This window comes from Streptococcus oralis (genome assembly GCF_026782345.1).
In the GTDB taxonomy this organism is placed as follows: Bacteria; Bacillota; Bacilli; order Lactobacillales; family Streptococcaceae; genus Streptococcus; species Streptococcus oralis_CK.
Map to the genome: position 1 here is coordinate 1 of NZ_JAKUWI010000003.1, position 13840 is coordinate 13840.

9 protein-coding genes are annotated in these 13840 nt (G+C 43.4%); 5 read left to right on the forward strand and 4 right to left on the reverse strand.

Going from position 1 to position 13840, the window contains the following annotated elements:
• Window positions 1-153: 153 nt before the first annotated feature.
• Together MK405_RS07310 and MK405_RS07315 are read right to left on the reverse strand one after the other, a co-directional pair.
• A complete protein-coding gene (locus MK405_RS07310; protein ID WP_001096767.1) occupies window positions 154-1353 on the reverse strand; it encodes a phosphoglycerate kinase in 1200 nt (399 codons plus the stop codon).
• A 249-nt stretch (window positions 1354-1602) separates the two neighbouring features.
• A complete protein-coding gene (locus MK405_RS07315; protein WP_268704674.1) occupies window positions 1603-6327 on the reverse strand; it encodes an endo-beta-N-acetylglucosaminidase in 4725 nt (1574 codons plus the stop codon).
• Window positions 6328-6659: 332 nt separating this feature from the next.
• On the opposite strand from MK405_RS07315, the gene MK405_RS07320 reads away from it, so the two are divergent.
• Window positions 6660-8291: a Na/Pi cotransporter family protein gene (locus tag MK405_RS07320; protein ID WP_268704675.1), complete on the forward strand. Its 1632-nt coding sequence runs from the start codon at window positions 6660-6662 to the stop codon at window positions 8289-8291.
• A gap of 201 nt (window positions 8292-8492) precedes the next feature.
• On the opposite strand, the gene MK405_RS07325 is transcribed toward MK405_RS07320, so the two are convergent.
• Together MK405_RS07325 and pepA are read right to left on the reverse strand one after the other, a co-directional pair.
• On the reverse strand, window positions 8493-8789 hold the full coding sequence (locus tag MK405_RS07325; RefSeq protein ID WP_268704676.1) for a bacteriocin immunity family protein: 297 nt from the start codon (window positions 8787-8789) through the stop codon (window positions 8493-8495).
• Between the two features lie 20 nt (window positions 8790-8809).
• Window positions 8810-9874, reverse strand: a complete 1065-nt coding sequence (pepA, locus tag MK405_RS07330; RefSeq protein WP_268704677.1) for a glutamyl aminopeptidase — start codon at window positions 9872-9874, stop codon at window positions 8810-8812.
• Between the two features lie 233 nt (window positions 9875-10107).
• Here pepA and MK405_RS07335 point away from each other — a divergent pair, with 233 nt between their 5' ends.
• The 4 genes from MK405_RS07335 to MK405_RS07350 all read left to right on the forward strand — a co-directional run bounded on the left by MK405_RS07335 (window position 10108) and on the right by MK405_RS07350 (window position 13831).
• Entirely contained in the window at window positions 10108-11067 is a 960-nt protein-coding gene (locus tag MK405_RS07335) for an ABC transporter permease (RefSeq protein WP_268704678.1), read from the forward strand.
• Entirely contained in the window at window positions 11057-12013 is a 957-nt protein-coding gene (locus MK405_RS07340; RefSeq protein ID WP_268704679.1) for an iron chelate uptake ABC transporter family permease subunit, read from the forward strand. The genes MK405_RS07335 and MK405_RS07340 overlap by 11 nt, the downstream gene beginning before the upstream one ends.
• Entirely contained in the window at window positions 12010-12762 is a 753-nt protein-coding gene (locus tag MK405_RS07345; protein WP_268704680.1) for an iron ABC transporter ATP-binding protein, read from the forward strand. The genes MK405_RS07340 and MK405_RS07345 overlap by 4 nt, the downstream gene beginning before the upstream one ends.
• Before the next feature lie 97 nt (window positions 12763-12859).
• Window positions 12860-13831, forward strand: coding sequence for a siderophore ABC transporter substrate-binding protein (locus MK405_RS07350; RefSeq protein ID WP_268704681.1), 972 nt, complete (start codon window positions 12860-12862; stop codon window positions 13829-13831).
• The last annotated feature ends 9 nt before the right edge of the window (window positions 13832-13840 follow it).

Consider the following 13840-nt stretch of genomic DNA (forward strand, 5'->3'; position numbering starts at 1 on the left):
TTATCTAAATTTAGTCGTTACTTCTTATACTAGCATTTTACAAGGCAGGATGCAAACATTTACTCTCCCCCCTTCATTTATCGATAAATCTAACATATTTATAAATGAAATTAAAAAGAAGATGGTTAAACCATCTTCTTTTAGTTAAACTATTTATTTTTCAGTCAAGGCTGCAAGTCCTGGAAGAACTTTACCCTCGAGGAGTTCCATTGATGCTCCACCACCAGTAGAGATCCATGAGAACTTGTCTGCACGACCAAGGTTGATAGCTGCGGCAGCTGAGTCACCACCACCGATGATTGATTTCACACCTGGTTGTTTCACGATAGCGTCCATGACACCGATTGTACCAGCTTGGAAGTCTGGGTTTTCAAATACACCCATTGGTCCGTTCCATACAACTGTCTTCGCACCAGTCAATTCTTGATCGAATTTAGCGATAGATTTTGGACCGATATCCAAACCAAGGAATCCAGGATCAACTGCTTCACCTTCAGTGTCTTTCACTTCAGTGTAGTCAGCAAATGCGTTTGCTTCTTTTGAGTCAACTGGCAAGATCAATTTGCCGTTTGCTTTTTCAAGAAGAGCTTTCGCAACATCCAATTTGTCTTCTTCTACAAGTGAGTTACCAATTTCGATACCTTGAGCTTTGTAGAATGTGTAAGTCATCCCACCACCGATAAGAACTTTATCAGCTTTTTCAAGCAAGTTTTCGATAACACCGATCTTGTCTGAAACTTTTGAACCACCAAGGATGGCTACGAATGGGCGTTCTGGAGCTTCAACTGCTTCTTGGATGTAGGCAATTTCGTTTTCAAGAAGGAAACCAGCAACTGCTTTTTCAACGTTTGCTGAGATACCAACGTTAGATGCGTGTGCACGGTGAGCTGTACCGAATGCATCGTTTACGAAGATGCCATCTCCAAGAGATGCCCAGTATTTACCAAGTTCAGGATCATTTTTAGATTCTTTCTTGCCGTCAACATCTTCGAAACGAGTGTTTTCAACCAAGAGAACTTGTCCATCTTCAAGAGCGTTGATTGCTGCTTCCAATTCAGCACCACGTGTAACACCTGGGATAAATTTAACTTCTTGTCCCAATTTAGCAGCCAGGTCAGCAGCTACAGGAGCAAGTGATTTACCTTCTTTGTCTGCTTCTTCTTTTACACGTCCAAGGTGAGAGAAGAGGATTGCACGTCCACCTTGTTCAAGGATGTACTTGATAGTTGGAAGAGCTGCAGTGATACGGTTGTCATTAGTAATCACGCCATCTTTAACAGGTACGTTGAAGTCAACACGAACGAGAACTTTTTTCCCTTTCAAGTCAACGTCTTTAACAGTCAATTTTGCCATTAGATATGACTCCTTCTTTTTTTATACGTGTTAATTATATCACAAAATCAGCAAAAGAGATAGAAAAACCCTAAACTTTTCTTGTTCTTTCTTATAATTGAAACTAGCATTTTTTAAAATAAAATCTACAAAAACCTTGCCAAATAACTAATTAATGAAAGAAAAACTAGTTAAAACAAGGCCTGACCAATCTATAGTCAAACCTTGTTTTTTAGTTTTTATGAGAAAATCCAAGATTCGTAAATCCGATTAGTCTTCTCTCTTCTTTCCAGCAAGCAAGCCGTAGCCACTCATTACTCCGAGGAGTCCCAGCGCTACTAGACTAGCATCTCTTGTCGCTCCTGTATTTGGAAGCTCTTTACTTACTTCTTCAACTTTTGCTGGTGCTGCTGAAAGAGCTTGATCCCTCGTTTGTGAGACTTGCTCTTCTTTCGTTCCTACTTCAACAATTTCTGGAAGAGCTTCCTTGAGAACCTCAGTCGAATGAAGGGTGCGTTTGCCCTGAGCATCAACTTCTACAAAGCGACGAACTTGGCCTTCAACTCCTACTTGTACTAGCTGACGTTGGCCTTTGAGAAGGGCTGCATTTGGTCGTTCTTGACGTTTGAAGGAAACTGTCCCCTCTTCAATTTCCAGTTTCGGAGTTTCTAGCACTAAATCTTTCACACCTTCAGCTGGTTGGTTGCTCGATAGAACTTTTGTACCAACTTCGGTGATTTCTGAGATTGATTCCTTGACTACCTCAGTCGAACGAAGGGTGCGTTTACCCCGACCATCGACTTCTACAAAGCGACGAACTTGACCTTCAACTCCAACTTGCACAACACGGCGTTGTCCTTTGAGAAGTTCGGAGTTTGGTCGCTCCTGACGTTCAAAGGCTGTTGTTTCAGTTTCAACAACTAGTTCAGGGAGAGCTTCAACCGTTGGAGCCACTTCATTTGGTTCCATGCTACCAACATGGTGTCTTTCTTCTGTAGGAGCTAGTTTCTTGTTCAGCTTTTCTTTCATGTCCGCAAAAGCTTGTGGAGTTGGCATCTCTGAAGCTAATAAAGTTTCTGCTTGTTCAATCAACTCAGCTTGAGAATCTTTTTCACGGACGGATTCGAGCAAGCCTTCCAATTCTTCTCTAGCAGTCTGATAACGTTGATTTCCATCCAAGTCTGTCCCTGCTTGTTTCAACTCATTCAAAGCCCGGTTGACTTCTTCTTGGCTAGCATTATGGTTTTCTGCTACAGCTTTCGCTGTATTGAACTTCTCTACTAGTGCTGCTTGTTTGTCCTCGCTTGAGAAGGTGTAGGCAAGGGTTGACTGACGGCCTTGGGCAGCAGTAATTTCTTGTTTGAGGTACTCATCGTTGACAGCTGCTTTTGGAGAAACCAAGACATCAAACTCAGCGGTGTGCCCCTTGTAATGCAAGGTCAAGGTCTGACGACCAGTCTTTTGAGCATCGTAGCCCGTAATTTCAACACCTTGATCTGTGAAGGCATGGCTTTCTTCTGTCTCATCATCATAGAGAACACCGAAGCGACCTTCTGCAAGATCCAGTTGCTCTCCTACTAGATAGTCTGTTTTCGGTTTCTGAGTAATGTACAAACCTGCTACTTCTTTCGGTTTTCCTTCATCTTGACCTGTCACTTGTACCTTTAAGTCACCAGTAACTGGAAGTCCAAGATAGCTAACTGTGAGCTTTTGTTCCCCTTTTTGATGAGCGTCGTAGCCAGATACTGTCACACCTGAGTGAGTAAGGTTAATCAGCTCATCAGCTTGTCCCCCTTCGTACTGAACACGGAGGGTTCCGCCTCTGAGGTCAAGTTTTTCTCCCTCTTTGTAAACTGTCTTCTTAGGCCCTTTTTCAAGGCTAACTGCAGCAATTTTTCTTTCATCCTGCGGAATCGCTACTGCCAATGTGTTACTGATTTCTTTACCAGGTAGTTGGGTACGATAATAGAGTAGATTTGGTTGCTTGTCAAAGGCCAATGGTGCTGTTGCTAGGTCGCCACCATTTTCAGACTTCAAAGTTGCAATCGGTGTTTGTGAATCTGCCTTGTCGTAAACGGCGATAGTTGCACCCGCTGGAACATCAGAGAAGCCTAGTTGAACTTGATGGTTTCCAAGTGAACGGGCCGCTACCTTAGCCATTGGAATATTTTGACTTTCTGTATCTAGTGTTTCGTACATCTTCCAGTTGTATATACGAATGGCCTTCCAAGGTGTCCCATTATCTGAAGTGATAACTTTTAGGCGCCAGTCTTGGGCAGTAATTGGTTTGTCAAGAGTGATATCTGTCACGTGTGCTTTGTTGCCACGGACTTCCTTAGCTAGTTTCCACTCACCGTCTGTATCCTTGTAGTAAAGGTCAAAATCTTTGGTGTTCATCAAACCGTCGTTAACAGACTCACCACCAGCTCCCGCATGATCCATGACCCATCTAACAACGGTACGTGGCTTGGTCAAGCGAATATCCACACTACCGCTCAGCTGAGCTGAAGACCACTTATCTGACAGACTTGTAATCGTACCGTTCAACATGCCTTCGATGCCTTCCCCGCCTTCAGTATTTGGGAAAGTGCTACCGATAACCTTTGCACCTGGAACAATATTTTCAGCCAAAGGTCTTGGGAGAGTTGTATCCTGAACTGTCATCCCCCAGTTAAAGGATGCCGTCGCCGCTTCGGAACGAAGGCCATTTTTACCAACTGCAACGACTTTCAATTCCTGAATCGTACCAGTCGCATTAGCAGAACGGCTAACTTTTGGCAAGTAGATAGTGGACGCAGATGATCCTGTCAACAAACGCCAGTTATCTCCATCTTTTTCATAGACTTCATAAAAATCCGCATCTTGATTACCCGCAAACTGGATCACTGCTTCAGCTTCTTGGGCATTCTTAAGAGATTGCTTCACTACAGAGAGACCTGTCGGGGCTTGTGGCGCTTGGTGATTGTCTGAAATGGTTAATTGACCTAGGTTGAACTGATAATCTTTTACAGCTCCTTCATGCTCGAAGAAGAGTTTGACTGCATAGATGGTTTTACCTGCTAGTGAGCTGAGGTCAAATTCTTCATTCTTCCAGTCATCAGAGAGAGTCAGTTCTTTCCATGCAGCTGCATCCTCAAATTTGTAGTCTGGTGTTGTAGAGAAAGCCATATAAACTTTAGAGCCTTTTCCTCCCTTGTGGGCAACACGAAGTTTGGTTTTCTCTGTTACTTCTAGTTTGGTAGAATACAAATTCACATCCTGGTCCGTCTTACCAGCTACATCGCCTGAGAATTTAAGGGAGTTTCCTCCATTATAGGCATCTGTAAAGTCATATTCTGCACGAAGTTTTTCCCCTGTTGAAGTCTGCCACCAGCGCCATGTTGGCAAGACACCAGAAACAGAACGGTAGTTCCACTCAGAATCCTTAGAAACTTTGCCGTCTACAAACCATTTTCTACCATGACCTGTATTAAAGGAGGTCGTGAAGGTTCGACCTACTGCTGGTGTACGGTCAGCAACTAAATTGGCAATTCCATACCACTCTTTATCTGCTGGTTTTTGAGCCGTTGGATCTCCTTGGTAACCTGTAAAGAAGATGTCTTCGTTCTTGTGGTAGTCTTCGCCTGTTTTTCCTAGACTGGTAATCGTATCTGGTGCAAAAAGTCCAAGTGACAAACGCAACTTGCCTTTTTCATCTAAGAGGGCATCCCATTTGACTTTGGTCTTATAAGAACCACCTTGTTGCAATTCCAAGCCTGCAAAGACATCATATTGACTACGCTCTAGCCATTTGGCCATCTCTACGGAGTGGTCATTCTTTTCCTTGTTCCAGTTGAAATTGGCAAAAAATTGGTCCGCAGGAACTTTGTCTCCTTCTTTTTGCATGAACTGGTAGTTGTAATCACCTAGACCATCTTCGTGGTAACGACCGTATTTGTAGGTCATGGCATCGTACCAAGCATACTTGATTGGGTGGTTGACTTTGGCTGCATATTCTTTTGTATAGAGCATGAATTGGCGCATTTTTTCACCAAGAGGTGCTACCAATTCCCCCGTTGTTTCCTGATTAATGAAATAGCCATCAAAGCCATAGTACTTAGCAAGATCAACGAGTTTGCGTGCAATTGGGAAGGTGCCATCTGCATCTTGTTTCAAGGCAGCTGCAAATTTCTCTTGGTCGGCAATGCTATTTGACCAGTTGAAAAAGAGTGTTCCATAAACGGGAACTCCGTTGCGGTGACCAGCATCAATGACATCTGGAGTAGGGACTAGGCCTTCCCAGAAGACCATTGAATCCAAGTATTGCCAGTAGTCAAAAGCATAGGCCTTGAATTCTTCTCCACCAACAGAAGCGTGGTCTTTAGCTTTCGAGTTGGTATTTGCCAGCGCCTGAACCTTGGCTCTTCTGCTTGCTTTTTCATTGACCAACTGACCTCTATGGCGCTTGGCGAGTTCAACTGAGGAACGGTTAATGGGATCATCCTCACGCGCACCCGGTTCCCATTTCAACAAATCTTCCCATGTATCAAATTTGATTTCTTTTGGTCGGAGACTCTTTTCTTCATTTTTAGGAACGTCTGCTAGAGTTGGTTTGTCGGCTTTCTTCTCAGCCACTTGAGGAGCTTCCTCTGGTTTGACTTCTTCTTTTTCAGTTGGTTGAGCAGGTTTTTCAGCTTTATCTGTCGGAGTTGGCTTTGCTTCTTCTTTTTCATTAACCAGATCCGTTATTGCTGGAGTGTTTTCTGAAATTGGTTGCTCAGCTACTTTATTCTCTGTTTCCGATAATTGTTTTTCGAGAGCTGTTGTGTCTGGTTTAGCTGTTTCACTGGCACTTGTCGCTTGAGCGCTCGTATTAGTAGCTATTTCAGGGACAGCGACCTGTTCGGCAAGAGCTGGGCTTGCAAACAGAGCTGAACCAATCATCAAGGAACAAGCCCCGATTGACAGCTTACGAATACTGTAACGGCAACGTTTTTCAAAAAATAGATTTTTCATCTTATCCTCCTAATAAAATATAAAGTAAGCGCTTTACTTTTTGATAAAAAGTAACTGTTCTCAGTGCACACCACCAGAACAGGATCATCTTCATTTTATCCTATATGAAAGCGATGTCAATCTATTTAACATAAAAACTATAACTAGGATAATAATCAGTAAAATTTGGACACAATCCTATAAATCATCTATCTTAAAGGGAATCTATCTCTCATTTTAAAAGAAAGTTCTTGTTTCTTATGAAAATTTCTACTAAACACTTGTGAGATTTACTTTTATCCTTTAAAATAGAATAGGAGAAATTCCGTTATTATTTTTCGGAGGAAAAAGAAATGTCCATTAATTGGCAGGAAATTTTATTTCACTTTTTAGGAGGTCTAGGACTGTTTTTATACAGTATTAAGACCATGGGAGACGGTTTGCAACAAGCTGCTGGAGATCGCCTTCGTTTTTACATTGACAAGTATACCAGCAATCCCTTTTTAGGTGTTCTAGTCGGAATCGTCGTGACTGCCCTCATTCAGTCAAGTACAGGGGTTACAGTTATCACGGTTGGGCTGGTCAGCGCTAGTCTTCTAACTCTTAGACAGGCTATCGGAATTATCATGGGAGCCAACATCGGAACCACCGTTACTTCCTTTATCATCGGTTTCAAGCTTGGTGAGTATGCTTTACCCTTGATTTTCCTTGGAACCATGTTCCTCTTCTTTACAAAAAACAGAACAGCAAACAATATCGGGCGCATCCTGTTTGGTGTCGGGGGAATCTTCTACGCCCTCAACCTCATCAGTGCCGGTATGAGCCCGCTTAAAGATTTACCACAATTCAAGGAATATATGGTAACCTTGGGGCAAAATCCTGTGTTGGGAGTTTTTGCTGGCGCAGTGATTACTGTCCTCATTCAGGCCTCTTCTGCAACTATCGGGATTCTACAAGGTCTCTATGCAGGTGGTTTCCTTGACCTTAAAGGTTCGCTACCAGTTCTCTTCGGAGATAATATCGGGACAACCTTAACCGTTATCATTGCCGCAGCTGGAGCTAACATCTCCGCGAAACGTGTTGCGGCAACTCACGTTACCTTTAACGTTTTAGGAACCATCCTTTGCTTAATCTTGTTAGGCCCCTTCACTGCTATGATTGAGTATTTCCAAGCTTTACTTCATCTCTCACCTGAGATGACCATCGCCTTCTCTCACGGTGCCTTTAACGTAAGCAATACCATTGTACAATTCCCATTCATCGGAGCCTTGGCCTACTTTGTAACCAAGATTATCCCTGGCGAAGACGAGGTTGTCAAGTACGAGCCTCTTTATCTCGACGAACAACTTATCCAGCAATCTCCTTCTATTGCCCTAGGAAATGCCAAAAAAGAACTCTTGCACTTGGGGAACTATGCAGCCAAAGCTTTTGACCTTTCTTATACCTATATCATCGGTTTGGATGAAAAGGTAGCTGAAAAAGGGCACAAGACAGAGGAAGCCATCAATACCATCGATGAAAAACTCACTCGTTACCTCATCAGACTCTCAAGCGAATCCTTGAGTCAAAAGGAAAGCGAAGTGTTGACCAACATTCTGGATTCATCTCGTGATTTGGAACGGATTGGGGACCACGCAGAAGGCTTGCTCAACCTAACCGACTACCTTCAACGTAAGAATGTTCAGTTCTCTGATGCTGCTTTAGAGGAATTAGCTGAAATTTATCAAGCAACAACTGCATTTATCAAGGATGCCCTTGATAGTGTGGAAAACAATGATATTGAAAAAGCTCAAAGTCTGGTTGAACGCCATAAAGAAATCAACAATATGGAACGCGTTCTCAGAAAGACCCACATCAAACGCCTTAACAAGGGTGAGTGTTCTACACAAGCTGGGGTCAACTTTATCGACATCATTTCCCACTACACTCGTGTGTCTGACCATGCTATGAATTTAGCTGAAAAGGTCATTGCTGAACAAATCTAATACTCTTCGAAAATCTCTTCAAACCACGTCAACGTCGCCTTGCCGTACTCAAGTACAGCCTGCGGTTAGTTTCCTAGTTTGCTCTTTGATTTTCATTGAGTATAAGTACCAAGAAGCTATCCTGAATGGGATGGCTTTTTTCTTCTTCTAATCAAGAATTTCTTTTGGAGCATATAAAAAATGCTTTGATCCACAATGGAATCAGAGCATTTTAAAGAGTTCTCCAAACATGATAGCAGAAACTGCAGCGCCCCTATACTTGGCTTCTTCTCTTTTGATAAAGCGCGCCAAGTTGATCAACTCAGGTGCTGGGTGTTTGGGATTGGTGAGCAATTCACGGGTGACCAGTCCTGAGAGTCGGACTGCTAGTAATTGCTCATTTGTAGTTGGTAGTTTTTTAGCAGTCTCTAGGAGAGCAGCAACTAAATCTTCACTCAAACCCTGACGAGCATGGTTATAGAGATCTTTTATAAGGCTTTCTAGGTTTGGTTCTGCCATCCTGACCGCCTCCCTTATGCTTAATAATTTTTAATCAAATCAACCGTTGAACGATCCAATTTTTTCACCAAGGCTTGCAAGAAAGCTTGGGCTTCTAAGAAGTCATCCATCGCGTAGAGAGTTTGGTGAGAATGGATATAACGAGCGCAGACACCGATAGTTGTAGATGGGACACCACCATTTTTCAGATGAGCTGCTCCAGCGTCTGTTCCACCTTTTCCACAATAGTATTGGTACTTGATACCAGCTTCTTCAGCTGTTGTCAAAAGGAAATCCTTCATACCTGGGAGAAGCAAGTGGCCTGGATCGTAGAAGCGAATCAAGGTTCCGTCCCCAATCTTGCCTTGGCCACCGTAAACATCACCAGCAGGTGAACAGTCAACTGCTAGGAAAACTTCTGGATCAAACTTAGTTGTAGAGGTATGAGCGCCACGGAGACCAACTTCTTCTTGGACATTGGCACCAAGATAGAGTTCATTTCCGAGTTTTTTACCTGACAAGGCTTCTGCTAACTCGCTTACCATGAGGACACCATAGCGGTTATCCCAAGCTTTTGAGATGATATTTTTTTCATTGGCTGTCAAGATAGCAGAACTATCTGGGACAATGGTGTCACCAGGACGGATGCCAAAACTTTCTGCCTCAGCCTTGTCCGCAAACCCACCATCAAAAACGATATCGGCAATGGCTGGCATGGTTGGTCCACCCTTTCCACGTGTCAAATGTGGAGGGACAGAACCTGAGATCACTGGAATTTCACGACCGTCACGAGTAAAGAGTTTAAAGCGTTGGCTGCTGACCACCATAGGATTCCAGCCACCGATTTCAACCACACGGAAAGTTCCGTCTGGCTTAATATCGCTGACCATAAAACCAACTTCGTCCATGTGAGAAGCGACCAAAACACGCGGTGCATCCGCAGCTTCTGAATGTTTAATACCAAAAATACCACCCAAGCCATCTGTCACCACTTCATCCACGTGCGGTGTCAACTTTTCACGAAGATAAGTCCGGACAGGTGCTTCATGACCTGAGATCGCAGCAAGCTCTGTTACTTCTTTGATTTTTGAAAATAATGTTGTCATATCAGTTCCTTCTTTCTGTCCTCCATTTTACCACTTTTTATAGGAGAAGGATAGTGGGAAGGTGGATTGGTTTTTACTCAGTTTTCCAATAAAAGAGAGGGGCAGATGTAATTTCAGGAATTTTTCTTCCTTTTTACATTAAATTGTCAGAAAATTTATTGACAGATTAAAAAAATCGTGTTACATTATCTCCAAGGGTATTTTTATACCAAATCTACATGAAAGGACGGGGCATGAAACTCTCTCATATTTTAAAAGGCTTACTTCTACTCCTAGTCTTTCTCTCCATTACCATTGGAACCAGTGATTTTTCTTGGGAAAAATTCTTTGCTTTTGACCAACAGACTTGGCTTCTCTTTCAAGAGTCGCGTCTTCCAAGAACCATCAGTATTCTCCTTGCAGCCTCCAGTATGAGCATGGCAGGACTCCTCATGCAGACCATTGCCCAAAATCAGTTTGCTGCTCCGAGTACAGTCGGAACGACAGAAGCAGCCAAACTGGGAATGGTGTTGAGCCTCTTCGTCTTTCCGTCTGCGAGTCTGACCCAAAAGATGCTCTTTGCTTTTGGCTCATCTATTTTATTTACCCTCTTCTTCCTGGCCTTTATGACTATTTTTTCTATAAAGGAAAGGTGGATGTTGCCCTTGATCGGGATTATCTATAGTGGGATTATCGGTTCTATCACAGAAGTTATCGCCTATCGTTTCAATCTGGTTCAGAGTATGACGGCCTGGACCCAGGGCTCCTTCTCCATGATTCAGACCCATCAGTATGAGTGGCTTTTCTTAGGCCTCATCATCCTGATAGCCGTTTGGAAATTATCCCAAACCTTTACCATCATGAATCTGGGCAAGGAAACCAGTGAGAGTTTGGGGATTTCTTACTCCCTACTTGAAAAGCTGGCCCTCTTTCTAGTGGCGCTAACGACAAGTGTTACCATGATTACCGTGGGTGCCTTGCCATTTCTCGGGGTCATCGTTCCCAATCTTGTCCGCAAGCGCTATGGAGATAATCTGAGCCAAACCAAACTCATGGTTGCTCTGGTCGGTGCCAATCTAGTTCTGGCCTGTGACATCCTCTCTCGAGTCTTGATTCGGCCCTATGAGCTGTCTGTCAGTCTCATTCTAGGAATCATCGGTAGTCTCGTCTTTATCCTACTTCTATGGAGAGGGGGACAAAAAGATGCAGTTTAAAAGCAAACATACCAAGCTCTCCTGCCTTCTCATTATTCTGGCCATCGGAGCTTGTCTCCTCTACTTTTGGCCCATCACTAACCTGTCTGCCTTTGCCTGGAAGCTGCGTTCCCAAAAAATCATCGTTTATCTCTTGGTAGCCATCGCGACAGGGATTTCGACCATTAGTTTTCAAACCCTGACGGAAAATCGCTTTCTGACGCCAAGTATTTTGGGAATCGAAGCCTTCTATGTCTTGCTACAAACCCTGCTACTGATATTTGAAAGCAAATTTCTACAGCTTGGGAAGTCTCCTGTCTTAGAATTTCTAGTCTTGCTTCTGCTTCAATCCCTCTTTTTTCTCGCCTTACAAGGCTACTTGAAGACGCTGATGAAGCAAAATTTGGTTTTCATTCTGCTAATCTGCCTAGCCCTGGGAAGTCTCTTTCGAAATATCAGTACCTTCCTACAAGTTCTGATGGATCCAAATGAATACGATAAACTGCAGAACAGTCTCTTTGCCTCCTTTCAGCATCTCAACACTTCCATCCTAGCCATCGGTTCTCTGATCATCCTCGCTTTGACAATCTTTTTCTTTCGAAAAGCAGTCGTTCTGGATGTCTTGCACCTGCAAAGAGAAACGGCTCAGATACTGGGACTAGATGTTGAAAAAGAACAGAGAGAACTCCTCTGGGGCATCGTGCTCTTGACCTCAACAGCCACTGCCTTGGTAGGGCCTATGGCCTTCTTCGGCTTTATGCTGGCCAATCTTACCTACCTGATTGTCAAAGATTATAGGCACAAGTTGCTCTTTATCGTAGCCATTCTGATTGGATTTATTAGTTTGACCTTGGGGCAAGCCCTCATCGAACGAGTCTTTGCACTGGAAATTCGTATCAGCATGATCATCGAGAGTGTGGGTGGTCTCTTATTCTTTATCTTACTTTACAGGAGGGCGCGTCGGTGAAACTGGAAAACATTGACAAATCCATTCAAAAACAGGATATTTTGCAAGACATTTCCCTTGAAGTCAGTCCTCATAAACTGACAGCCTTTATTGGTCCAAACGGCGCCGGGAAATCGACTCTTCTTTCCATCATGAGCAGACTGACCAAGAAAGATCAGGGAATCCTCAGTATCAAAGGGCGTGAAATTGAGAGTTGGAATTCGCAAGAACTAGCCAAAGAGCTCACCATCCTAAAGCAGAAGATCAATTACCAAGCTAAATTGACTGTAGAAGAATTGGTCAGCTTTGGACGTTTTCCCTACAGTCGAGGTAGACTGAGGGCGAAAGACTGGGAAAAAATCCGAGAAACTCTAGACTATCTAGAACTGACCAACCTAAAAGACCGATACATCGATAGTCTGTCTGGCGGACAGCTCCAACGTGTCTTTATCGCCATGGTACTAGCCCAGGATACAGACTTTATCTTGCTGGACGAACCACTTAACAATCTCGATATCAAGCAAAGCGTCAGCATGATGCAGATTCTTCGACGACTGGTGGAGGAACTTGGCAAAACCATTATCATCGTCCTCCACGATATCAATATGGCTAGCCAGTATGCGGATGAAATTGTTGCCTTTAAAGACGGTCAAGTCTTTTGCAAGGGAACGACTGCTCAAATCATGCAAGCCGACCTGCTCAGTCAACTCTATGAGATTCCCATCACGCTGGCTGATATCAATGGCAAAAAGATCTGTATCTATAGCTAGCTATTCTGAACTCATGTTAGAGAACCCTCTGTCTCTTAGCTAACAAGCCTATCTAAGAGACCCCTACATCATTATCATATTTTAAAAAGGAGAAATCATGAAAACATCCCTTAAACTTTATCTCACTGCCCTAGCTGCCAGCTTCTTGCTCCTACTTGGTGCATGTAGTACAAATACAAACTCAAGCTCTAGCCAGACAGAGACAAGTAGCTCTGCTCCAACAGAGATAACCATTAAAAGTTCACTAGATGAGGTCAAACTTTCAAAGGTTCCTGAAAAGATTGTGACCTTTGACCTCGGTGCTGCCGATACTATTCGCGCTTTAGGTTTTGAAAAGAATATCGTCGGAATGCCAACAAAAACTGTGCCGACTTACCTAAAAGATCTTGCGGGAAATGTCAACAATGTGGGTTCCATGGTTGAGCCAGACCTAGAAGCCATTGCTGCTCTTGAACCAGACCTAATTATCGCTTCACCACGTACCCAAAAATTCGTAGACAAGTTCAAAGAAATCGCGCCAACCGTGCTCTTCCAAGCAAGCAAGGACGACTACTGGACTTCTACCAAGGCCAATATCGAATCCCTAGCAAGCGCCTTTGGCGAAACAGGTACACAGAAAGCCAAAGAAGAATTGGCTAACCTGGACAAGAGCATCCAAGAAGTCGCTACTAAAAACGAAAGTTCTGACAAAAAAGCCCTTGCTATCCTCCTCAATGAAGGAAAAATGGCTGCCTTTGGTGCTCAATCTCGTTTCTCTTTCTTGTACCAAACCTTGAAATTCAAACCAACTGATACTCAATTTGAAGACTCTCGCCACGGACAAGAAGTCAGCTTTGAAAGTGTCAAAGAAATCAATCCTGACATCCTCTTTGTCATCAACCGTACCCTTGCCATCGGTGGGGACAACTCTAGCAACGATGGCGTCCTAGAAAATGCCCTCATCGCTGAAACTCCTGCTGCTAAAAATGGTAAAATTATCCAACTCACACCAGACCTCTGGTATCTAAGCGGTGGCGGACTTGAATCAACCAAACTCATGATCGAAGACGCTCAAAAAGCTTTGAAATAAACAAGAAAA

Bases quoted from the DNA above. Each gene is read 5' to 3' on its own strand.
- MK405_RS07310 (WP_001096767.1), bottom strand. From the start codon at position 1,353: ATGGCAAAATTGACTGTTAAAGACGTTGACTTGAAAGGGAAAAAAGTT.
- MK405_RS07315 (WP_268704674.1), bottom strand. From the start codon at position 6,327: ATGAAAAATCTATTTTTTGAAAAACGTTGCCGTTACAGTATTCGTAAG.
- MK405_RS07320 (WP_268704675.1), top strand. From the start codon at position 6,660: ATGTCCATTAATTGGCAGGAAATTTTATTTCACTTTTTAGGAGGTCTA.
- MK405_RS07325 (WP_268704676.1), bottom strand. From the start codon at position 8,789: ATGGCAGAACCAAACCTAGAAAGCCTTATAAAAGATCTCTATAACCAT.
- pepA (WP_268704677.1), bottom strand. From the start codon at position 9,874: ATGACAACATTATTTTCAAAAATCAAAGAAGTAACAGAGCTTGCTGCG.
- MK405_RS07335 (WP_268704678.1), top strand. From the start codon at position 10,108: ATGAAACTCTCTCATATTTTAAAAGGCTTACTTCTACTCCTAGTCTTT.
- MK405_RS07340 (WP_268704679.1), top strand. From the start codon at position 11,057: ATGCAGTTTAAAAGCAAACATACCAAGCTCTCCTGCCTTCTCATTATT.
- MK405_RS07350 (WP_268704681.1), top strand. From the start codon at position 12,860: ATGAAAACATCCCTTAAACTTTATCTCACTGCCCTAGCTGCCAGCTTC.